This is a genomic window from Streptomyces sp. NBC_00386, assembly GCF_036063235.1.
GTDB lineage: Bacteria > Actinomycetota > Actinomycetes > Streptomycetales > Streptomycetaceae > Streptomyces.
In genome coordinates, this window is the sequence record NZ_CP107950.1 from 8832499 (window position 1) to 8852696 (window position 20198).

Here is a 20198-nt window from a genome sequence, read left to right on the forward strand (position 1 = left end):
ATGGTCGAGCGGGTGCGACCACTCCGGGTGACCAGGTCGGGCCGGTCCCGGGCGGCCGAGAATGGTCGAGGCGGGTGAAGGGGCGCGCACCGGGCTGCCCGGTCGTCGCGGGTGAGGTCGTGCGCGCGCGGCCGATGAGTTTTCGGACGAGGATCGGTCGACAGAGGTGACGACGATTTCCGCCCGAGGAGGTACACATGCCCGCCGACGGTTTCACCACCTGTCTGTGGTTCGACGGCCAGGCCGAGGAGGCCGCGCACTACTACGTCTCGATGTTCAAGCACTCCCGGCTCGGCAGGGTCGGCCGCTACACCGAGGCCGGGCCCGGGACGCCCGGCTCCGTGCTGGCCGTCGAGTTCGTGGCCAACGGTCAGAAGTTCGTCGCGGTCAACGGAGGCCCGCAGTTCACGTTCGACGAGGCGATCTCGTTCCAGGTCCACTGCTACGGCCAGGAAGAGGTGGACCACTACTGGGACAAGTTCATCGAGGACGGGGGCGAGGCGGGTCCCTGCGGCTGGCTGAAGGACAAGTACGGACTGTCCTGGCAGATCGTCCCGGACGGGCTCATCGAGTTGCTCGGTGACGCGGACACGGAGAAGGCCGCCCGTACCGCCCAGGCGATGTACAAGATGACCAAGCTGGACATGGCGGCCCTGGAAAGGGTGCACGCGGGGGAATGACCGACGGCCGCCGCCCTCCGGCCGGGACAGGCTCCCTGTCCCGGCCGGAGGGACGGGGACGCCGGGCGCAAGGTGTGCGAGTGACGCAAGGGGCGCAAGACGTGTGACGGGGGACAACGACGGGCGACGGGCGGCGGACGACGGGTGCCGGGGCGCCTCAGGCAGGGTGGTCGCGCGGGCGGATCCGGGCCGCCAGCACCGCCACGTCGTCCTCCGCGTGCCGGGCGTCGAGCGCGACCAGCACCTCGTCGAGCAGGGCGTCGACCCCGGCACCCGGTGGAAGCCGCAGGGCGGCCAGCCGTGCCAGCGACTCGTCGATGTCCTCGTCGCGGCGCTCGACGAGACCGTCGGTGAACATCACCAGGGTGTCGTCCGGGGAGAGCCTGCGGACCACCTGCTGGTAGCCGCCCACCCCCGTGCCCAGCGGCGGACCCACCGGCAGCGGCAGCAGTTCGCCCGAGCCGTCACCGGCGAACACCACCGGAGGCAGATGCCCGGCACCCGCGATCACCGCGATACCGCGCGCCGGATCGACCCGCACGAGCAGACAGGTGGCCGGGCGCCGGCCGGCGTCCTCGGCGACCGCGGTGTCCAGACGGCGCAGCACCCGGTGGGGCGGAAGATCCGTGGAGGCGACGTAGCGCAGCATCGAACGGTACGCGTTCATGTCCACCGCGGCGTCCAGGCCGTGGCCCATCACGTCGCCGACGACCAGCAGAGTGCGCCCGAAGTGCAGCCGTACGGTCTCGAACCAGTCCCCGCCCACCAGGGAACCGCCGCCCGCGGGCAGATAGCGGGTGGCGAGGTCGATGTTCGGATGCGGCCGGCCCGGTGCGGCGAGCAGTGCCCGCTGGAGGTCCAGGACCGTGCCGCGGAGGGATGCGTGCTCGCGCGAGTGGCCGAGGTGCACGGCCGTGAGCCGCGCCGCGTGGTGGGCGCCCGCCACGTCGGCGCCGGTGAACGGCGCGCCCGGCCGGACGGCGAGCAGCACCCCGTACAGGCGACCGTGCGCGAGGAGCGGTACGGCCATGACCTGCCGGGGTGTCCGGCCGGACAGGTCGATCGAGGCGGCGATCGGACGGCCCTCGTCGAGTGCCCGGACCGACAGCGGGCGCCGGCCCTCCAACGGGATGAGCAGCCGGGTGCGGCCGGCCTCGGCGACGCGGGTGAACTCCGGGCCCGAAGTACGGCGGCCGGCCGTCACGTCCTTGGACAGCAGGTCCACCGCGGCGGTCTCGCAGAAGTGCCGGCACACGAACGCGACGAGTTCCTCGCAGGTCGTGCGTTCGTCGAGCGTCGTGCCGATCGACTCGACGGCGTCCTCCGAGGCGTCGGACGGCACCCCCGCACCCGCCGTCCCGTCCTTGCCCCGGCCAGCCATCACACCTCCACCGCAGCACCCCCTGGGTCCATCCACGCACGGGGGTGGCCCGCCCGCACGCTCAGTGCCGCGGCGGTCGGTCGTTCACCAGTACCGCCGCGCCGTCGAATCGGCCCGCCTTGAGGTCGCGCAGCGCCCGCGGCGCGTCCTCCAGGGGATAGGCGTGCGTCGTGGCGCGGATGCCGTGGCGGGCTGCGAGCGCCAGGAAGTCCCTGCCGTCCTCACGCGTGTTGGCGGTGACGCTGCGCAGTTCCTTCTCCTGGAACAGGTCGCTCTCGTAGCGCAGCGGCGGGATGTCGCTCAGATGGATGCCGGCGACGGACAGGACACCGCCCCGGTCGAGTGCCCGCAGGGCGACCGGCACCAGATCACCGGCCGGCGCGAAGAGGATCGCGCTGTCCAGCGGTTCGGGCGGCTCGTCGTACGCCCCGCCGGCGGACGCGGCCCCCAGGCCGAGCGCCAGCCGTCGTGCGGCCGGATCGCGGGTCAGTACGTGCACGGTGGCGCCCTCGGCGAGCGCGAGCTGCGCGCAGAGGTGGGCGCTGCCGCCGAAGCCGTACAGGCCGAGCCGCCCGCCCGGCGGCAGCGCGGCCCGGCGCAGGGCCCGGTAGCCGATGATGCCCGCGCACAGCAGAGGGGCCAGGGCGACGTCGTCCACGCCGTCGGGCAGCGGGTAGGCGAAGGCGGCCGGTACGGTCGTGTACTCCGCGTAACCGCCGTCGGCGTCCCAGCCGGTGTACTCGGACGCCGGGCAGAGGTTCTCGGACCCGCGCATGCAGTACCCGCAGGTGCCGTCCGTACGGCGCAGCCAGGCGACCCCCACCCGGTCACCCGGGGCGAAGCCGCTCACCGCGCCGCCGGTCGCCCCCACCACACCGACGGCCTCGTGGCCCGGTGTCACGCCGGGGCGGTGTACGGGCAGGTCGCCCTCGGCGATGTGCAGGTCGGTGCGGCACACCCCGCAGGCGCGGACGTGGACCAGGAGCTCGTCGGGGCCGGGCTCCGGCACCGGTCGCTCGGCGAGGCGCAGTGCTTCCCCCTCGACCGGCCCCGGCCGGACCACTTCCCATGCCCGCATCATCCCGTGCCCCGTCCCGTCGATGGCCGGACCGGTCCGCCTCCAGTGTCCTGCAGGGCCCCCGGTTCGGCGCGCGGCCCGGGTGAAGGCTGGCTAGCGTGAACAGCGCAATCGTTCACCGAACAGGAGAAGGTCGGGTCATGGCCGTACAGCCTGAAGGAACGCCCTGCTGGGCGGACGCGATGTTCAGCGATGTCGAAGGGGCCAAGAGCTTCTACGGGGACGTGCTCGGCTGGACGTTCGGCGAGTCGTCCTCGGAGTACGGGAACTACACACAGGCTTATTCCGGCGGCAAGGCGGTGGCCGCCGTCGTACCGCCGATGCCGGGGCAGGAGGGCCAGTCCGCCTGGTGTCTGTACTTCGCCTCACCCGACGCCGCAGCGACCGCCGAGAAGATCAGGAGCCAGGGCGGCGAGGTGCTGATGGAGCCGATGCAGGTCGGTGACTTCGGCACGATGGCGCTGGCCCGGGACCCCGGCGGGGCCGTCTTCGGCGTCTGGCAGGCGGGCGTCCACGAGGGCTTCGAGTCGATCGGCGAGCCCGGCTCGTACGCCTGGGCCGAGGTCTTCACCCGTGAGCCGGAGAAGTCCGACGCGTTCTTCCCGGCAGTCTTCCCCTTCACCGCCCAGCAGGTGCAGGACGACGCAGTCGACTTCCGCGTCTTCAACATCGGCGGGAACCCGGTGCTCGGCCGGATGAAGATGACGGACGACTTCCCGCCCGAGGTCCCGTCGTACGTCAACGTCTACTTCGCCGTCGAGAACTGCGACGAGGCGGTGTCCAAGGCGACCGCGCGCGGTGCGGTCCTGCGCTTCGGGCCGATGGACAGCCCCTTCGGCCGGTTCGCCGCGCTGAGCGACCCGCAGGGCGCGTCGTTCTCCGTCATCGACATGAAGGCGACCCAGGGCGAGATGCCCGGGATGACGGACGTGTCCTGACGCTCGTCCGTGGCCGCCACCCCGCCGGTCACCGGCGGGGTGGTACCGCTCCCCGCCACTCCGTGCGCGGGGCCCGCGGCCGGGCGTGGCATGATCGGGGTCATGCCTGAACGCGTTGTTGCCGCCTGTGACGGGGCTTCGAAGGGAAACCCGGGACCCGCCGGATGGGCCTGGGTCGTCGCCGACGGGGACGAGACCCCGGCCCGCTGGGAGGCGGGACCGCTGGGCACGGCGACGAACAACGTCGCCGAACTGACCGCGCTGGAACGCCTGTTGACGTCCGTGGCAGTCGATGTGCCGCTGGAGATCCGGATGGACTCCCAGTACGCGATGAAGGCCGTCACTACCTGGCTGCCGGGCTGGAAGCGCAAGGGCTGGAAGACGGCCGCGGGCAAGCCCGTCGCCAACCAGGAACTGGTCGCCCGGATCGACGAACTCCTCACCGGACGTACGGTGGAGTTCCGCTACGTCCCCGCCCACCAGGTCGACGGCGACCCGCTGAACGACTTCGCCGACCGTGCCGCCAGCCAGGCCGCGGTGGTACAGCAGCCCGCGGGCAGCGACCTCGGATCCCCGGAGCCGCCCGCCTCCCCCGACACCCCGGTCGCCTCGGGTGCCGCCCGCCGCCGCCCCGCGGCCAAGACGTCCCGGCCGGGCGCGTCGAGCCGCACCATCAAGGCCAAGTTCAACGGCCGTTGCGTGTGCGGTCGTTCCTACGCCGCGGGCGAGCCCATCGCCAAGAACGCCCAGGGCTGGGGTCACCCGGAGTGCCGCACCGAGGTGCAGGGCGGAGCCTGAGCCCCGGCGTTCCCCGTGACGCGGGCGCTTGCTCGCGCCCGCGCCGCGGCCGGGATCAGACGGTGTCGAACGTGTAGAACGCGGAGTGGTCGAGCAGGTCGGCCGGCCGGGTGTCGTTCCACGGCTTCATCGTCTCGCCGAGGTCGACGACGTTCGGGGTGTCCTTGAGCGGGACGTAGCCGGAGCCCGGGTGACGGTGCTGCCACTGGGCCCACAGCCTGTCTATGAAGGCGTGGTGGAGCCAGAACACCGGATCGTTGGGTGAGACGCCCGTGCCCATCTGGCCGCCCACCCACACGTGCACCCGGTTGTGGAGGTTGACGCCCCGCCAGCCTTCGAGGTGATTGCGGAAGCCGTCCGAAGCGCTGTTCCAGGGCGCCATGTCGTACGTCGCCATGGCGAGCACGGACTCCACCTCGGCGCGGGTCGGCAGTTCCCGCACCCCGTTGCCCAGCGACCTGCGCAGATAAGTGCGGCTGTCGACGCGGACGTTGATGGGCCAGTTGCCCGAAGAGGCGGCGAACGGACCGTCCATCACCCGGCCGTCCAGACTGCGCCCGGTTCCGCCGAGGAAGTCCGGCGCCCACAGGGACGCCCGAGCGGTGCGGTCGGTGCTCCAGTCCCAATAGGGCAGCGCCACCGAGGGGTCGACGGCCTGCAGGGCCCGCTCGAACTCGAGAAGGAATCTGCGGTGCCACGGCAGGAACGAGGGTGAACGGTGGCCCGTCCGCTCGCCGTTGTCGGTGTCGCCGAGGATGAACGCGTTGTGCGTGGTGACGAAGGCGTCGTACTTTCCGCTGCGCTTGAGCTGCAGCAGCGCGTCGACGAATCGCCGCTTCTCGTCGGCGGTCAGGCTCGCCTGGTTCTTGCGTACGGTCATGTGCGGGACTCCACGATCTGCTTGCGGGGTGGTTCAGTTGGCGGCGAAGGGCACGAGCGGCGCCCCCTGCAGCTCCACGACGGCGGCGCGGGCCGCGTCGCGCGGGGTGGGCACGGGGGAGTAGTGGCTGACGACGCTGATCCAGCTGCCGTCGGCGTTGCTCATCACGTGCAGCTCCGCGCCGTCGACGAACACGGCGTATCCGGCGCCGTGGTGGTGGCCGCCCCCGGTGACCGGGCGGCCTTCGATGCGGCGCCCCTGGAAGACCTCGTCGAAGGCTTCCGGGCCGCCGTGGTGGTGCCCGGCCATGGACCGCCGCGATGCGGCCGGTCCGTTCGGGTTCGCGGACGCGGCGGGTGCGGCCAGGGTCTGGGCACCCGCGCCCACGGCGAGTGCGGCGGCGGCCCCGAGGGCGCGGCGACGAGTGAGCTCCGGCATGCGGAGACCTCCTGTGATCAGCTGTGTTGATGACCCGATATGCCTATCGGTTCGTCAAACAACGGGAGAAATCGCCGAATGTCGGTTGGCTGTGATCCGGACAATCGCGTATATGTCATGCAGGGTTGAACAAAAATGATCTTGCTGTCCGGGTGTCCGCGGCCCGCCGACAGGCGGAAATCCTTCGGCCGGAAGGCGTCGTGGCGATGATCTTGCGGTCGCGGCGGCCGGCTCGTGGCGCGGCTCACGCCCGCGATCTGGCGCGAACCGCGGGCATGGCGCTCCTGCTACTCTTCGTGGTCAATCGACCGCATTGTGCAACATAGGGGAGTGCGCGTGAAGATCGCGTGCGTCGGTGGCGGACCCGCAAGCCTGTACTTCTCGATCCTGATGAAGCTCCAGGACCCGTCGCATGACATCACCGTCCACGAGAGGAACCCGGCCGGATCGACCTACGGCTGGGGCGTGACCTACTGGGCGGGCCTGCTCGACAGACTGCGCGAGGGCGACCCGGCGTCCGCGCTCGCCGTCAGCGAGAACTCGGTGAGCTGGAGCGACGGCGTCGCCCATGTCGGCACCCGCACGACAGTGGCCCCGGGGGACGAGGGATTCGGCATCGGACGCCGCCGGATGCTCGACCTGCTCGCGGAGCGGGCCCGCTCCCTGGGGGTCCGTGTCGAGTACGAGAGCGAGATCGCGGCCGACCGGCTCCCCGACGCCGACCTCGTCGTCGCCGGGGACGGCGTCAACAGCGCCCTGCGCGAGCGTTACGCCGACCACTTCGGCAGCGAGATCAGCCACGGGCGCAACCACTACATCTGGCTCGGCACGACGAAGGTCTTCGACGCGTTCACCTTCTCCTTCGTGGAGACGGACCACGGCTGGATCTGGTGCTACGCGTACCGGTTCGGCGACGACCGGAGCACCCTGGTCATCGAGTGCTCCCCGGAGACCTGGACCGGCCTCGGGCTCGACAGCGCGGGCGAGGCCGACGGGCTCGCGCTGTTGGAGAAGCTCTTCGCCCGCCTCCTGAACGGGCACGGGCTGATCGGCCGGGCGCAGCCCGACGGCGCCGCCCAGTGGCTCACCTTCCGCACGCTGACCAACCGGACGTGGCACCGCGGCAACCTCGTCCTGCTCGGCGACGCCGCCCACACCACGCACTACTCGATCGGCGCCGGCACCACGCTCGCCCTGGAGGACGCCATCGCCCTGGCCGGAGCGCTGCGGGAGCACCCGGACCTCGGGACCGCTCTCACCCGGTACGGGCAGAAGCGCAGGTCCGAGCTGCTGTCGGTGCAGAGCGCGGCCCGCCACAGCGCCCAGTGGTACGAGAGCCTGCCGCGCTACATCGGTCTTCCGCCGGCGCAGATGTTCGCCCTGCTCGGGCAGCGTCACTCGCCTCTGCTGCCGTACGTCCCGCCGCAGCTGTACTACCGCATCGACCGCGCGGCCGGCCGGCTGGAGGCGCTGCGCCGCTTCAAGCGCTGGCTCGGCCCCAAGGTCGCCCGCGGAGTACAGGCCCGCGCCGGGCGATAGCCGTGCCGGGGCGACAGCCGTACCGGCTCGTGCCGGGCGATATCCGTACGTGCCCGTGCCAGTGCCCGTGCTCGACGCGGACAGGCCCGCCCCACGCCACTCATGAATCCCCGGCGCGCCCCGGAAACACCCCGGCGCCGCCGAGGCGCCCTCACGCACTCCGGGAGAAGCGGACACCGCTTGGGGTGAATGACAATTCACCGCTAAGGTGAATTGTCATTCACCTCTTTCCCACGTCTACTTCTGGAGTGCCGATGGCGGCCCTGCGCGAGCGGCTCGCGATCCCTGTCCTGGCGTTCGGCGGGATTCTCATGGCCGTCATGCAGACGGTGGTCGTCCCGTTGCTGCCCGACCTGCCCCGCCTGACCGGCGCCTCGGCGGGCGCGGTCTCCTGGATGGTGACGGCGACCCTCCTCGCCGGAGCTGTGCTCACCCCCGTCCTGGGCCGCGCGGGAGACATGTACGGGAAGCGGCGCGTGCTGCTCATGGCCCTCGGGATGATGACGGTCGGCTCGCTGATGTGCGCGCTCACCTCCCACATCGGCGTCCTGATCGTGGCGCGGGCGCTTCAGGGTGCCGCCGCCGCCGTGGTCCCGCTGTCGATCAGCATCCTGCGCGACGAACTGCCGCCGGAGCGCACGGGTTCCGCCGTCGCCCTGATGAGCTCGACCGTGGGCATCGGCGCCGCCCTCGGCCTCCCGCTCGCCGCCCTCCTGGTGCAGTACGCCAACTGGCACGTCATGTTCTGGGCGACGACCGCGCTCGGTGTCTTCGGGACGGCACTGGCCTGGTGGGCGGTGCGCGAGTCGCCCGTACGGGAGCCTGGCCGCTTCGACACACTGGGCGCCCTGGGTCTTGCCGCGGGACTGGTGTGTCTGCTGCTCGCCGTGTCCCAGGGCGGCACCTGGGGCTGGACCAGCCCCAGGATCCTCGCGCTGTTCGCCGCCTGCGCGGCCGTTCTGACGCTGTGGTGGCGACAGCAGCTGCGCACCGAACGCCCCCTCGTCGACCTGAAGCTGGCCGCCCGTCCGCGCGTCGCCCTGCCGCACATCGCCGCGCTGCTGACCGGCTTCTCCTTCTACGGCAACTCGCTGGTCACGGCGCAGCTGGTCCAGGCGCCGAAGGCCACCGGCTACGGGCTCGGCCTGTCCATCGTGGCGACCGGCCTGTGCCTGCTGCCCGGCGGGGTGACGATGCTGCTGCTGTCGCCCGTCTCGGCGCGCATATCGGCGGCCCGCGGTCCCCGGATCACCCTGGCCCTCGGTACGGCGATCATCGCCTCCGGCTACGTCCTGCGGATCGCCGACAGCCGTGACCTGTGGGCGATCATCCTGGGCGCCACGGTCTGCTCGATCGGCACGACGTTCGCCTACTCCGCCCTGCCCACGCTGATCCTGCGTGCCGTGCCCGCCGGGCAGACCGCGTCCGCCAACGGCGTCAACGTCCTGATGCGCACCATCGGGCAGGCCGTGTGCAGTGCCGCCGTGGCCGCCGTGCTCGTGCACCACACGAGCCTTGTCGCGGGTGCCCCCGTTCCGACCCTGCACGGCTATCTGCTGGCCTTCGCCATGGCGGGTACCGTCGCACTGGTGGCCTGCGCCGCCGCACTGTCGATACCCGCCGACCCCGCCTCCCGCGAGACCCCGCGAACCGGCCGCCCCATCGGCGCACCCCGCGACGAGGCCCTCGAAGGAGCTTGAGCACCGTGACCACCCCGCACTCCGGTCTCACGGCGTCCCCGGCCGCGCCAGGGCCCGGTGAGCAGCCGGCCGCCGCCGCTCCACCGCACCACGATCCCGAAGCCGCGCCCGCCCCGCCCCGCGAACCGGAAGCCGCGCCCGCCCCGGACCAGGAGCCGGAAGCGGCTCCCGCCCCCCGCCGTGACGCCGAGGCGAGCAAGGCGGCGATCCTGCGCGCGGCCCGGTATCTGCTGGCCCGGCACGCGCACACGGACATCACGCTCAAGGCGGTCGCCGACCGGGCCGGAGTGAGCGCACCGCTGATCCTCAAGTACTTCGGCAACAAGGACGCGCTGTTCGCCCGTGTCATGTCCTTCGAGTCCGATGCCGAGGCCCTGCTGGACGCGCCGCTGGAAGAGCTCGGGCGGCACATGGTCCGCCATCTCCTCGAAGGCCAGACCCAGCGCGGTGCCGACCCCGTCCTGCGGATCGTCTTCGCCCCGCTCCAGGGGGAGCAGGGCGAGATACTGCGGGCCAACTTCCGCGCCCAGGTCAGCGACCGTCTCGCCGGCCGGCTGAGCGGGCAGGACGCGGGCCTGCGCGCCGAACTCGCCGTGAGCACACTGCTCGGCCTCGGCGTGATGTACGGGATCGCGCGGGGCTCGCACCTGCGCGCCACCCCCGTCGACGACATCGTCGACCGGTACGCGCCCGCCGTGCAGGCGCAGCTCGCGCCGTGAGCCGGCCGGGCCCGGCGGGAGCGTCCGCGCCGGTCAGTTCACGCCGTCCGGGCGGAACTGGACGCTGATCCGGGGTCCCGCGGCCCGCGCCGTCTTGGGGATCGCGTGTTCCCAGGTGCGCTGGCAGGAGCCGCCCATGACGATGAGGTCGCCGTGGCCCAGCGGGCGCCGGACTGTGTCCCCACCGCCGCGCGGCCGCAGCAGGAGATCACGCGGGGCGCCCACCGACACGATGGCGACCATCGTGTCCTCGCGGGCGCCCCGGCCGGTCCTGTCCCCGTGCCAGGCCACGCTGTCGCGCCCGTCCCGGTAGTAGCAGAGCCCGGCCGTGGTGAACGCCTCGCCCAACTCCTCGGCGTAGTGCGCCGACAGCGCGTCCCGGGCCTCGTCCAGGACCGGGTGCGGCAGCGGATCCTCCGCCCGGAAGTAGGCGAGCAGCCGGGGTACGTCCACCACCTGCTCGTACATCTGGCGCCGTTCGGCCCGCCACGGGACCTCGGCGGCGAGGCGGGTGAAGAGCTCGTCGGCTCCGCTCAGCCAGCCGGGCAGCAGGTCGATCCAGGCGCCGTCGCCCAGTGTCGTGCGCCGCAGCCCGTTCAGGGCGCCGAGACGGAGTTCGTCGGTCTGGTCGAAGAGCGAGCCCTGGAGGTGCGTGGCCATGAGGCCAGCGTACTCTCGTAATCGAATATGCGTTCCAATAAGTGACCGAGTGGCCGAGTGGCTGGGTGGCCGGGTGACGTGGTCACCAGGGGACGGGGCCCGCCGCGTCGAAGAAGCCGCCGGTCGGTCCGTCCGGGCCGATCAGCGCCATGCGCACGATGATCTCGGCGCCCTCCTCCACGGTCTGGATCCCGGTGTTGCCGTTCAGGTCGGTGGCGGTGAAACCCGGCTCCACGGCGTTGACACGGATCCCGGGGAACGCCTTCGCGTACTGCACGGTGATCGTGTTGACGGCGGTCTTGGACGCCGGATAGGCGACACCGGGGTAGGCGTGGGCCGGGCCGGCGGGGTCGGTGATCCGGTCCAGCGAGGCCAGGCCGCTGCTGAGGTTCACCACGACCGGGGCGGCCGACCGCTGGAGCAGGGGCAGGAAGGCGTGGAGGATCCGGACGACGCCGAACACGTTCGTCTCGAACAGTTCGCGCATCATCCCGGCGGTCACCTCCGCCGCCCCGATCACGCTGTTGCCTTCGCCGCGCCCTTCTATGCCGGCGTTGTTGACCAGGACGTCCAGGCCGCCCTCCGCCTCGATGGTCCTGGCCGCGGCGGCGACGGACGCGTCGTCGGTGACGTCGACGACGACCGGGCGCGCCCCGAGTTCCGCGGCCGCGCGCCGTCCGCGCTCCAGGTCCCGGCTGCCCACGTAGACGGTGTGGCCCGCCGCGACGAGCCGGCGGGCCGTCTCGAAGCCGAGGCCCTTGTTCGCTCCGGTGATTAGTGTTGTGGTCATGCGTCCAGAGTCCGGCGGTCCGCCGCCCGCAGCCAGGAGTCCGGTCTTCCTGGGACCGCCGGTACCAGGCGCGCCGGCCCGGGCGGGTGCACAGTGGGTGGCATGGCGAACACGGAGTTCGGGCGGACGGTGCGACGCTGGCGTGACCGGGTCACGCCGGAGGCCGTCGGGCTGCCCGGCGGCGGGACCCGGCGCGCGGCCGGACTGCGCCGCGAGGAACTGGCCCTGCTCGCCGGCATCTCGGTCGACTACGTCACCCGCCTCGAACAGGGGCGGGCGGCCCATCCCTCGGAGCAGGTCGTCGAGGCCCTGGGCCGGGCGCTGCGGTTGTCCGGAGCCGAAAGAGAGCACCTTTTCCAGGTGGCCGGGCTGGTGCCGCCGGGCCGGGGCATGGTGCCGGCCCACATCACCCCCGGCGTCCACCGGCTGCTCGACCGGCTGAGCGGGACGCCCGTGGCGGTGTACGACGCGGCCTGGACCCTGTTGCTGGCCAATCCGCTGTACGCGGCGCTGCTGGGTGATCCGTCCGGGTGGAGCGGCAACGAACGCAACGGTGTGTGGCGCGCCTTCGTCGGCCCCGGCGGCCGGGTGCGGCACACCCCCCGGGAGCGGCGCGCCTTCGAAGCGACGCTCGCCGCCGACCTGCGCGCGACCGCGAGCCGGTACCCGACGGACCGGCGTCTCGGGCAGCTGATCGACGAGCTGTGCGCGAACAGCGTGCGGTTCGCGGAGCTGTGGGAGTCCGGAGCCGTCGCCCGTCACGAGGCCTCCCGCAAGACCATCGACCATCCCCAGGTCGGAGCCGTGACGCTGGACTGCGATGTGCTCAGCGTCGCGGGCAGCGACCTGCGGATCATGGTCTACACGGCCGAGCCCGGTACGGAGGACGCCGAGCGCGTCGCCCTCCTCGGCGTTCTCGGAACGCAGGCCCTCGTCGAGTGACCGCGTGACGGCGGCTACGACACCCGCTGTTCGGCCAGCACTTCGCGGATCACGTGCTCGGCGTTGCCCGCGATGACCGGGTTCGTGACGCGGTAGTACGGGAGTTGGGCGAGGGCCATGGACAGGGCCCAGCCGCGTCCCCGTGCCCATCCGGCGTCGTCGGCGCCGGCCGCGTCCCGGAAGGCGGGCCTCGCGGCCGCGGGCAGGAGGTTCCAGGCAGGGATGAAGTCGCAGGCCGGATCGCCGGTGCCGAGGGTGCCGAAGTCGAGGACGGCCGCGAGCCGGCCTCCGCGGACCAGGAGGTTCATCGGCATCAGGTCCGAGTGGAGCCATCGCGGCGGTCCCGCCCACGCCGGTGCCGCCAGGGCTTCCTCCCACGCCGCCGTCGCGGCCCCGGTGTCGATGACGCCGCGGAGGTCGTCGAGCGCCGAGCGCGTCTCGGCGTCCACCGCGGCCAGTGGTGTGCCGCGGTAGGCGTCCGGCCCGCCGGGCAGATCGATCCCGCGCAGGGCGGTGACGAACACCCCCAGATCGACGGCGAGTTCCCGTGGGTCGGTCAGGGCATCGGGCGCAGGGAGGTCGCCGTCGAGCCAGCGCAGCACGGACCAGTGCCACGGGTAGTCCGCGGCGGGGGTGCCGAGGCCGAGGATCTCGGGGACTGGGAACGGGAGCATCGGGGCGAGCCGCGGCAGCCACGTGTGTTCCTTGAGCGCGTCGTCGGCGCCGTCCGCGACCCGCGGGAGGCGCACGGCCATGTCGTCGCCGAGACGGTAGAGGGCGTTGACGGTACCGGCCGACTGCACACGTTTCAGGGGGAGTCGGACCCACTGGGGGAACTGCCCGGCCAGCAGGCGCCGTACGAGCGAACCGTCGATCCGCGCCTCACCTGTGTGCATAGGTGCTTGGGGCAACGGTGGCCTGCTTTCCGCGGGGGAGGCTCTGCTGCCGCCATCCTGTGGCCGGTTCGGGCCGCCGTGCAACGTGTTCGGGGCGGCCAGGCAACCTCCCGGACGCGATCGCCGTCTTGATCGGCAACGGGCGCGTGGCGCGCTGTCCTCCCTGAAGCATCAGTTCACGGACAGTGATCGGCGCACTATAAACATTGCGTATACAGTCCGTGTATACAGTCCATGTATACGTGTTGTGTATACGTGGTGTGCATAGTGGGATCGCCGCACGTCACCGCCTTGAAGGAGTCGAGAACGGCATCACCACCGGACTGAGCCCGTACGGGGACGGACGGTGGGCGGACGGAAGGGCACTCATGTACGGCAAAGCCTTCGCCCCGGAATACCAGGGCGCCTTGACCACCTTGTCGGTGAACTCCTCGCTGACCGACGTCCTCGCGGCGGGCACCGAGCAACTGCGCGCCGCCGAGCGTGCGGGCGCCCGCGCCGAGGCCGCCCGGTCGGGCCTCGCGGTCGCCGAGGCGCACCGCCGGCTCGGGCAGGTGACGGACGCCGACCGGGCGTGGAAGGCGAGTTACCGCACCGCCCGGGAGGCCGGGGACGGCGCCGCGATGGCGTGGGCGCTGTGGAGCGGCGGCACCCTGGCCCGCCAGCGCGGGGCGTTCCCGCTGGCGTGGCGGCTGCTGCGGCTGGCCGCCGAACTCGGCGGCCGGGCGGGGGATGTCGTGGTGCGCGGCTACTCGCTGGCCGGAATGGCGGAGACCGGCCGCATCCAGGGCGACTACGCGGCCGTGACGGAACTGCACGAGCAGTTGCTGGCCGAGGCCCGCAAGCGCGGCGAGGCCCGGCACACCGTGTGGGCCCTGGAGGGCATCGCCCAGATCCACCGCAACACCGGCGCCTACGACACCGCTTACGCGATGTTCGAGGAGGCGGCCGGGATAGCCGCCCGTGCCGAGGACCGGCGCGGCCACGCCTGGGCGCTGCGGGGACTCGCGGACATCGTCTCCGTGCGCGACGGGGACACGGAGCGCGCGCTGGAGCTGCTGAGCGAGGCCGAGGTCTCCTGCCGCGCGATGAAGCTGTCCGGCGCGCTCGCGTACAACCACAAGATGCGCGGCAACGTCCTCTACCGCGCCGGGCGTTACGGGCGGGCCCGCGATGTGTACGCGGGCGCCCTGGCGGAGTTCGAGGCGATGAGCGAGCCGCGCGGCACGGCCCTGTCCCGTCTCGGGCTGGCCAAGTCCCTCGCCCGCCTCGGCCGCGACCGCGCCGAAACCGCCGCCGAACTCGACGAGTTGGCCGTGACGCTGGAGGGCATCGGACTGCGGCACGCCCACCGGATGGTCGAACGGGCACGGACAGAACTCGGGTTGACGACCGGGACCGACGAGACGGAGGCCGCGGGATGACGTCCACCGCCCTCGACCGTTCGACCGTCCCGGCGCTGCCCGCGCCGTCGCCCGCCGCCGCGCAGGTGCTGCGTCGGTGCCGCGAACTCGCCGCTCCCGCACTGTCGGAGGCGATCGGCACGCTGCACCCGTGGGTGGCCGAGATGGCCCGGTACGCGCTCGGCCGCTGCGAGGTCGGCGGCGCCCCCGCCGACCACGGTCAGGGCAAAGGGGTACGCCAGGCGCTGGCCGTCCTCGGGGCGGAACTCGTCTCCGGCCCGGCCGAGACCGGTGTGCCGGGGGCTGTCGCGGTGGAGCTCGTGCACGTCTTCTCGCTGCTCCACGACGACATCATGGACGGTGACCCGCTGCGCCGCGGGCGCCCGGCGGTGTGGAAGGCGTACGGCACCGGTCCCGCCGTCCTCGCGGGCGACGCGCTGTTCGCGCTGGCCGTCGAGACCGTCGCCCTCACTCCCCAAGCCGGTTCCGCCGTACGGCAGTTGACCTCCGCACTCGGTGACCTGGTCCGTGGCCAGGCCGACGACCTGCTGTTCGCCGACCGGCCCTGGACCGGGCCCGGCGCGGTCGGGGTACGGGAGTACGAGCTGATGGCCGAGCGCAAGACCGGTGCGCTGCTCGGCTGCGCGCTGGCACTCGGCGCCCGGCTGGCCGGAGCACCGGACCGGACCGTGGCCGTGCTGGACCGCGCCGGCCGCCATCTCGGCGTCGCCTTCCAGATCGCCGACGACGTGCTGGGCATCTGGGGCGATCCGTCGGTCACCGGCAAGCCGGTCCACAGTGACCTGCGGCAGGGGAAGAAGACCCTGCCGGTGCTCGCGGCGCTCGGCGGAGCGGGGTACGGCGAACTCGAAGAACTCCTCGCGGCCTCAGCCGTCCTGGGCGAATCCGGAGTCCGCCGCGCGACGGCTCTCGTCGAGCGCGCCGGGGGCCGCGCGGAGGCCGTGCGCGCGGCGCGCCGCCACCTGGCCGCGGCGGACACGCTCCTCGCCGGGGTGCCGTCGGCCCAGGAGCCCGCGGCGCAACTCCGTACCGTGCTGTCCGCCCTCGCCGTCCGCGCCGTCTGAGGTCTCCGCGTTCCCGGATCCCGCCTCGCCTCTCAGCCCGCACTCCCGCCCTGTCCGCTCCGGGGCCGGGTCCGTGCGACATCGGTCACACACGGACGCTGATCGGCCGGGCCGGGCAACCACCTTGTTCCCCCGCACATCTGTCCGATCGGGACCCGACAGCCCCCGTGGTGCCCGACGGCGCCGCGCCGTAAGGCGGTTGGTGATCCCGGCCGCTCTTGTACAAAGGAACTCAGTGCGTAGACCCCACATACGCCGCGTGGCGATCGCCGTCGCCGTGACGACGGCCGCCACGCTCCCCGGTCCCGCCTTCGCCTCCGCGCCGAACGGGCCCGCCCGCGCGGCGACTTCGGCCTCGTCGCCGGTGTCCGCCGCCAGGGCGGCGGCGTTCGCGCACGCCTCGGCCACCGGTGTCACCCACGGCGACACCCTCCGGGCCAAGGACGTGATGACGGACCCGGACGGAAAGAGCCACGTCCGCTTCGTCCGCACCCACCGGGGCCTCCCGGTCCTCGGCGGCGACATGGTCGTCCACCTCGGCAAGCGGGGCGAGTACCTGGGTGTGACCCGGGCCGCCGACCACGTGGTCGAGCCGTCCACCGTCGAGGCGGAGCTGACGCCGGAGCAGGCGGAGCGGAAGGCCGAGGCCGTGGCGAAGGGCGACGCGGGCACCGCCCGGCTCGTCGTGGACGCCCGTGACGGCGCCGCCGCCCTCGCCTACCAGGTGCTCGTCATGGACAGCGACACCACGGAGGCCGGCGGGTCGAGCACGGTCGTCGTGGACGCCCGTACCGGCCGGATCCGCAGCAACACCCCGAACACCGACGAGTTCATATCCCCGTCCCTGGCCGCGACGCTGCGCGAGCGCGGCGAGAGCGCGACCCCGCGGACCGGCACGGCCGCCGGTGCCGCAACCGGGCTGTCCGGCCTCGCGAGCGCCGCCGCCGCGGGCCGTTACCCGGCGACCGCCACCGGAAGCGGGTCCTCCCTCTTCGCCGGCAAGGTGGCGCTGACCACCACCCGGACCGCGCGGACCAGCTACGTGCTCAAGGACCCGACCCGGTGGAACACCGAGACCCGGGACGCCAAGGGCCAGGAGCTGGAGTCCTTCGCGCGGGGCAAGGCGTTCACCGACGGCGACAACAAGTGGGGCACGGGTACCACCTCGGCCCGGACGAGCGCCGCCGTCGACGCCCAGTACGGCATCGCCCAGACCCTGGACTTCTACAAGAAGACCTTCGGTCGCAAGGGCATCAAGAACAACAGCGCCGGTGCCCGCGGAATGGTGCACTTCGGCAACAAGGTCGGCAACGCCTTCTGGGACTCCACCTGCGGCTGCATGCTGTACGGCGACGGTGACGGCCGGGTGTTCAAGAAGCCGCTCGTCGTCCTCGACGTCACCGGCCACGAGCTGACCCACGGGGTGGTCGACGCGACCGCCGCCCTGGAACCCACCCGCGTCGACGACGACGGCAACCAGTACGGCGAGGCGGGCGCTCTGAACGAGTCGCTCGCCGACATCTTCGGCTCGGACGTCGAGTTCTCGGCGAACAACCCGAAGAACCCGCCCAACTACCTGGTGGGGGAGAAGCTGGGCCTCGCCCAGAAGTTCCTGCGGCGCCTCGACCACCCGTCCCTCGACGTCCTCGAGGAGACGATCGACTACTGGTCGCCCGCCGCGTACGACACCGAGGTGCACGCCGGCTCCGGTGTCTCCTCGCACGCGTTCTACCTGCTCGCCGAGGGCAGCGGCCGCAAGACGGTCAACGGCGTGACCTACGACTCGCCGACGTACGACGGTTCCCGGGTGACCGGCATCGGCCGCACCAAGGCCACCGCCGTCTTCTACCGGGCGCTCACCCGGTACATGGTCTCCACGACCGACTTCCACGACGCGCGCAAGGCCACGCTGAAGGCCGCCGCCGACATGTACGGCGCGAACAGCGCCGAGTACAAGGCGGTGGGCTCGGCCTGGGCCGCCGTCAACGTCACGGCCGCCAACACCCCGGCCGCCGGCCGCTGACGAACCGCTCCGGAAGACGACACGAGGGGGCCCCGCCGGCCGGCGGGGCCCCCTCGCCGTTGCCCGGATTCAGTGCTGCTGCGTCTTCTGCGGTGTCGCCTCACTGGGACGTACGACCACGTGGCCCTCGCCCTCCAGCTTGAGCTGCACCGCCTCGCCCGAACCCCCTCGGATCATCGAGCCGATCGACTGCGAGCGGTGGAGCGAGGTGCGCAGATGCGCCGTCCAGCCGACGACCGCGTCGGTGTCGACGAACACCGGCTGCTGCTGGGAGACGGGGATGACGAGCGGGTTGCCCTCGCATATCAGCCCCAGGCTGCCGTGACCGGTGAAGACGCTGTTGAACAGACCGCCGCCGCTGATGCCCGCGCCCTTGACGGTCTTGATCTCGTACGACAGCGAGGCGTCGAAGCACAGGACGTTGCGGCCGTTGACCGTGAACACGTCACCGGGTTCGATGCCCACGATGAAACAGTTCTGTGCCTCGTGCGCGAACCAGGCCTCGCCCTGCCCGCGGACGGTCATCAGCGGAAGTCCCTCACCCGTGACCGCGCGCTTGAGCATGCCGCCCACGCCCTGGCCCTTGCGCTCGAACTGGAGACTGCCCCGGTAGGCGACCATCGCGCCCTGACGCGCGAACATCTCGCCCTGGACTGCGTACTTGATGGACTTCGCGTTCTGGACGGTCATGCCCGCCGCCACGGCCGGCTGCACCATGTGGTCACTGGAAAAGAGATCGCTCTTCATGCGGGCATCCTGTCGCGGAGGGTGAGGCTCCGCCAGAGTCGTGGCGATCTTGGGACGAACGGTGACCGAGTGACGACATGCCGGAGGCCGGTCCGGGGCAACCGGACCGGCCCACAAGGGAGTTGTCAGGCAGCGGGCGCACCGACGTGGCCGTGCAGCCGGTTCAGGACCTCGGAGAGCTGCGCCGCGACCTCGGCGTCGTCGACGGGGTGCGTCTCGGCGAAGCGGACCACGGAGCCGGGGACGGAGAGCTTGACGTCCTCCAGCACGGTGCCGCCGGCGATGCCCACGGCCTTGCGGGCCTCGTCCTGCGCCCAGACGCCGCCGAACTGGCCGTACGCGGTGCCGGCCACGACGACCGGCTTGCCGCCGAAGGCGCCGGCGCCGTACGGACGCGACAGCCAGTCGATGGCGTTCTTCAGGACGGCCGGAATGGTGCCGTTGTACTCCGGCGAGAAGAGCAGGAACGCGTCGGCCTCGCCGGCCGCGGCGCGCAGCCGGGCGGCGGCGGCGGGCACGGCGCCCTCGACGTCGATGTCCTCGTTGTAGAAGGGGATCTCGGCCAGACCCTCGAAGAGCTCGACCTCGGCACCCTCCGGGGCGAGCTTGACGGCCGCCTCGGCGAGCTGACGGTTGTGGGAACCGGCGCGCAGGCTGCCGACGAGGGCGAGGATGCGTACGGACATGGATATCTCCCGGGGGGTGGAATCGCTGAAACACTGCCGTAATAAAACGGACCGAAGTCCGCTTAAGGTCTACCACCGAAGCGGACCGCAGTCCAGTTGGCCCCGGATGCCGTTACGCTGGCTTCATGTCCCAGCCACTTCCGCCGTTTCCGAAGCGACCGGAGTCGCCCGGAGAGCCCGTCCTCATGCAGCTCACCGCGCCTGAGGAAGCCCCGTTGCGCGCCGACGCCGCCCGCAACCGCGCGCGTCTGCTGGAGGCCGCCGCGCGGCTGGTCGAGGAGCAGGGAGTGGCCAGGCTCACCATGGAAGGCGTCGCCTGCGCGGCGGCGGTGGGCAAGGGGACCGTCTTCCGGCGCTTCGGCGACCGCACCGGCCTGCTGATGGCGCTGCTCGACCACACCGAGCAGCGCTTCCAGACCGCTTTCATCAGCGGTCCGGCCCCGCTCGGCCCCGGCGCACCACCGGTGGAGCGCCTGCACGCCTTCGGATGCCACGCCCTTCGCCAGACCTCCGAACAGCTCGACCTGTACCTCGCCGCCGAACCCGAGGTCACCCGCCGCTTCACCTCCGCGCCGTTCCGGGTCCGCTTCATGCACGTGTGCATGCTGCTGCGGCAGACCGGCTCCGGGCCGGACACGGACACGGAGCTCGTCGCCCAGACCCTGATGGGATACCTCGACCCCGCGCTGATCGGCCATCTGACCCGCCAGCGCGGTATGCCGCTGGAGCGTCTGGAGGCCGGCTGGCGCGACCTGGTCGACCGGAGCGTCACCCCGCGCTCCGTCTAGCGGCTCCGCCCCGGGCGGGCGGACAAT

The 20198-nt window shown here is 72.2% G+C and carries 20 protein-coding genes; 11 read left to right on the plus strand and 9 right to left on the minus strand.

The window, feature by feature from the left end; genetic code table 11:
* The first annotated feature begins 197 nt into the window (after positions 1-197).
* The gene (locus OG780_RS38605) at positions 198-680 is read left to right on the plus strand and encodes a VOC family protein (protein WP_328456170.1); all 483 of its coding nucleotides are present in this window, start codon (positions 198-200) and stop codon (positions 678-680) included.
* Positions 681-837: 157 nt separating this feature from the next.
* On the opposite strand, the gene OG780_RS38610 is transcribed toward OG780_RS38605, so the two are convergent.
* Together OG780_RS38610 and OG780_RS38615 are read right to left on the minus strand one after the other, a co-directional pair.
* On the minus strand, positions 838-2061 hold the full coding sequence (locus OG780_RS38610; protein WP_328456172.1) for a PP2C family protein-serine/threonine phosphatase: 1224 nt from the start codon (positions 2059-2061) through the stop codon (positions 838-840).
* Between the two features lie 61 nt (positions 2062-2122).
* A complete protein-coding gene (locus OG780_RS38615) occupies positions 2123-3139 on the minus strand; it encodes a zinc-binding alcohol dehydrogenase family protein (RefSeq protein ID WP_328458682.1) in 1017 nt (338 codons plus the stop codon).
* Positions 3140-3279: 140 nt separating this feature from the next.
* Here OG780_RS38615 and OG780_RS38620 point away from each other — a divergent pair, with 140 nt between their 5' ends.
* Both OG780_RS38620 and OG780_RS38625 read left to right on the plus strand, forming a co-directional pair.
* A complete protein-coding gene (locus OG780_RS38620) occupies positions 3280-4077 on the plus strand; it encodes a VOC family protein (protein ID WP_328456174.1) in 798 nt (265 codons plus the stop codon).
* 90 nt (positions 4078-4167) lie between these two features.
* Complete coding sequence (locus tag OG780_RS38625; protein ID WP_328456176.1) at positions 4168-4875, plus strand: ribonuclease H family protein; 708 nt, start codon at positions 4168-4170, stop codon at positions 4873-4875.
* Positions 4876-4930: 55 nt separating this feature from the next.
* Here OG780_RS38625 and melC2 read toward each other — a convergent pair whose 3' ends face one another.
* Entirely contained in the window at positions 4931-5755 is an 825-nt protein-coding gene (gene melC2, locus OG780_RS38630) for a tyrosinase MelC2 (protein WP_328456177.1), read from the minus strand.
* A gap of 33 nt (positions 5756-5788) precedes the next feature.
* Positions 5789-6193: an apotyrosinase chaperone MelC1 gene (melC1, locus tag OG780_RS38635; protein WP_328456178.1), complete on the minus strand. Its 405-nt coding sequence runs from the start codon at positions 6191-6193 to the stop codon at positions 5789-5791.
* A 336-nt stretch (positions 6194-6529) separates the two neighbouring features.
* On the opposite strand from melC1, the gene OG780_RS38640 reads away from it, so the two are divergent.
* From OG780_RS38640 to OG780_RS38650, 3 genes are all read left to right on the plus strand, one after another.
* Positions 6530-7732 (plus strand): FAD-dependent monooxygenase, encoded by a 1203-nt coding sequence (locus OG780_RS38640; RefSeq protein WP_328456179.1) that lies wholly within the window; start codon positions 6530-6532, stop codon positions 7730-7732.
* Positions 7733-7986: 254 nt separating this feature from the next.
* The gene (locus OG780_RS38645) at positions 7987-9432 is read left to right on the plus strand and encodes an MFS transporter (RefSeq protein WP_328456180.1); all 1446 of its coding nucleotides are present in this window, start codon (positions 7987-7989) and stop codon (positions 9430-9432) included.
* Between the two features lie 206 nt (positions 9433-9638).
* Entirely contained in the window at positions 9639-10151 is a 513-nt protein-coding gene (locus OG780_RS38650; protein WP_328458684.1) for a TetR/AcrR family transcriptional regulator, read from the plus strand.
* Positions 10152-10184: 33 nt separating this feature from the next.
* Here the strand turns inward: OG780_RS38650 and OG780_RS38655 are convergent, their stop codons facing one another.
* Together OG780_RS38655 and OG780_RS38660 are read right to left on the minus strand one after the other, a co-directional pair.
* Positions 10185-10811 carry an alpha-ketoglutarate-dependent dioxygenase AlkB gene (locus OG780_RS38655; RefSeq protein WP_328456181.1) on the minus strand — a complete coding sequence of 209 codons (627 nt, stop codon included), beginning with the start codon at positions 10809-10811 and terminating at the stop codon, positions 10185-10187.
* Between the two features lie 82 nt (positions 10812-10893).
* The gene (locus OG780_RS38660) at positions 10894-11601 is read right to left on the minus strand and encodes an SDR family NAD(P)-dependent oxidoreductase (RefSeq protein WP_328456183.1); all 708 of its coding nucleotides are present in this window, start codon (positions 11599-11601) and stop codon (positions 10894-10896) included.
* Positions 11602-11703: 102 nt separating this feature from the next.
* On the opposite strand from OG780_RS38660, the gene OG780_RS38665 reads away from it, so the two are divergent.
* Positions 11704-12543, plus strand: a complete 840-nt coding sequence (locus OG780_RS38665) for a helix-turn-helix transcriptional regulator (RefSeq protein ID WP_328456185.1) — start codon at positions 11704-11706, stop codon at positions 12541-12543.
* Positions 12544-12557: 14 nt separating this feature from the next.
* Here OG780_RS38665 and OG780_RS38670 read toward each other — a convergent pair whose 3' ends face one another.
* Entirely contained in the window at positions 12558-13439 is an 882-nt protein-coding gene (locus tag OG780_RS38670; protein ID WP_328456187.1) for an aminoglycoside phosphotransferase family protein, read from the minus strand.
* A gap of 368 nt (positions 13440-13807) precedes the next feature.
* Between OG780_RS38670 and OG780_RS38675 the strand changes: the two genes are divergently transcribed.
* From OG780_RS38675 to OG780_RS38685, 3 genes are all read left to right on the plus strand, one after another.
* Positions 13808-14863: a tetratricopeptide repeat protein gene (locus tag OG780_RS38675; RefSeq protein ID WP_328456189.1), complete on the plus strand. Its 1056-nt coding sequence runs from the start codon at positions 13808-13810 to the stop codon at positions 14861-14863.
* Positions 14860-15927, plus strand: coding sequence for a polyprenyl synthetase family protein (locus OG780_RS38680; protein ID WP_328456191.1), 1068 nt, complete (start codon positions 14860-14862; stop codon positions 15925-15927). Before OG780_RS38675 ends, OG780_RS38680 begins: the two co-directional genes overlap by 4 nt.
* A gap of 235 nt (positions 15928-16162) precedes the next feature.
* On the plus strand, positions 16163-17950 hold the full coding sequence (locus OG780_RS38685; RefSeq protein ID WP_328456193.1) for a M4 family metallopeptidase: 1788 nt from the start codon (positions 16163-16165) through the stop codon (positions 17948-17950).
* Between the two features lie 69 nt (positions 17951-18019).
* Here the strand turns inward: OG780_RS38685 and OG780_RS38690 are convergent, their stop codons facing one another.
* Together OG780_RS38690 and OG780_RS38695 are read right to left on the minus strand one after the other, a co-directional pair.
* Positions 18020-18697: an AIM24 family protein gene (locus OG780_RS38690; protein WP_326789719.1), complete on the minus strand. Its 678-nt coding sequence runs from the start codon at positions 18695-18697 to the stop codon at positions 18020-18022.
* 125 nt (positions 18698-18822) lie between these two features.
* Positions 18823-19383, minus strand: a complete 561-nt coding sequence (locus OG780_RS38695) for an NAD(P)H-dependent oxidoreductase (protein ID WP_328456195.1) — start codon at positions 19381-19383, stop codon at positions 18823-18825.
* Positions 19384-19508: 125 nt separating this feature from the next.
* Between OG780_RS38695 and OG780_RS38700 the strand changes: the two genes are divergently transcribed.
* The gene (locus tag OG780_RS38700) at positions 19509-20171 is read left to right on the plus strand and encodes a TetR/AcrR family transcriptional regulator (protein ID WP_328456197.1); all 663 of its coding nucleotides are present in this window, start codon (positions 19509-19511) and stop codon (positions 20169-20171) included.
* Positions 20172-20198 lie beyond the last annotated feature (27 nt).

Coding starts and splice junctions, on each gene's coding strand:
- OG780_RS38605 (WP_328456170.1), top strand. CDS start 198: ATGCCCGCCGACGGTTTCACCACCTGTCTGTGGTTCGACGGCCAGGCC.
- OG780_RS38610 (WP_328456172.1), bottom strand. CDS start 2,061: ATGGCTGGCCGGGGCAAGGACGGGACGGCGGGTGCGGGGGTGCCGTCC.
- OG780_RS38615 (WP_328458682.1), bottom strand. CDS start 3,139: ATGCGGGCATGGGAAGTGGTCCGGCCGGGGCCGGTCGAGGGGGAAGCA.
- OG780_RS38620 (WP_328456174.1), top strand. CDS start 3,280: ATGGCCGTACAGCCTGAAGGAACGCCCTGCTGGGCGGACGCGATGTTC.
- OG780_RS38625 (WP_328456176.1), top strand. CDS start 4,168: ATGATCGGGGTCATGCCTGAACGCGTTGTTGCCGCCTGTGACGGGGCT.
- melC2 (WP_328456177.1), bottom strand. CDS start 5,755: ATGACCGTACGCAAGAACCAGGCGAGCCTGACCGCCGACGAGAAGCGG.
- melC1 (WP_328456178.1), bottom strand. CDS start 6,193: ATGCCGGAGCTCACTCGTCGCCGCGCCCTCGGGGCCGCCGCCGCACTC.
- OG780_RS38645 (WP_328456180.1), top strand. CDS start 7,987: ATGGCGGCCCTGCGCGAGCGGCTCGCGATCCCTGTCCTGGCGTTCGGC.
- OG780_RS38655 (WP_328456181.1), bottom strand. CDS start 10,811: ATGGCCACGCACCTCCAGGGCTCGCTCTTCGACCAGACCGACGAACTC.
- OG780_RS38660 (WP_328456183.1), bottom strand. CDS start 11,601: ATGACCACAACACTAATCACCGGAGCGAACAAGGGCCTCGGCTTCGAG.
- OG780_RS38665 (WP_328456185.1), top strand. CDS start 11,704: ATGGCGAACACGGAGTTCGGGCGGACGGTGCGACGCTGGCGTGACCGG.
- OG780_RS38670 (WP_328456187.1), bottom strand. CDS start 13,439: ATGCACACAGGTGAGGCGCGGATCGACGGTTCGCTCGTACGGCGCCTG.
- OG780_RS38675 (WP_328456189.1), top strand. CDS start 13,808: ATGTACGGCAAAGCCTTCGCCCCGGAATACCAGGGCGCCTTGACCACC.
- OG780_RS38680 (WP_328456191.1), top strand. CDS start 14,860: ATGACGTCCACCGCCCTCGACCGTTCGACCGTCCCGGCGCTGCCCGCG.
- OG780_RS38690 (WP_326789719.1), bottom strand. CDS start 18,697: ATGAAGAGCGATCTCTTTTCCAGTGACCACATGGTGCAGCCGGCCGTG.
- OG780_RS38695 (WP_328456195.1), bottom strand. CDS start 19,383: ATGTCCGTACGCATCCTCGCCCTCGTCGGCAGCCTGCGCGCCGGTTCC.
- OG780_RS38700 (WP_328456197.1), top strand. CDS start 19,509: ATGTCCCAGCCACTTCCGCCGTTTCCGAAGCGACCGGAGTCGCCCGGA.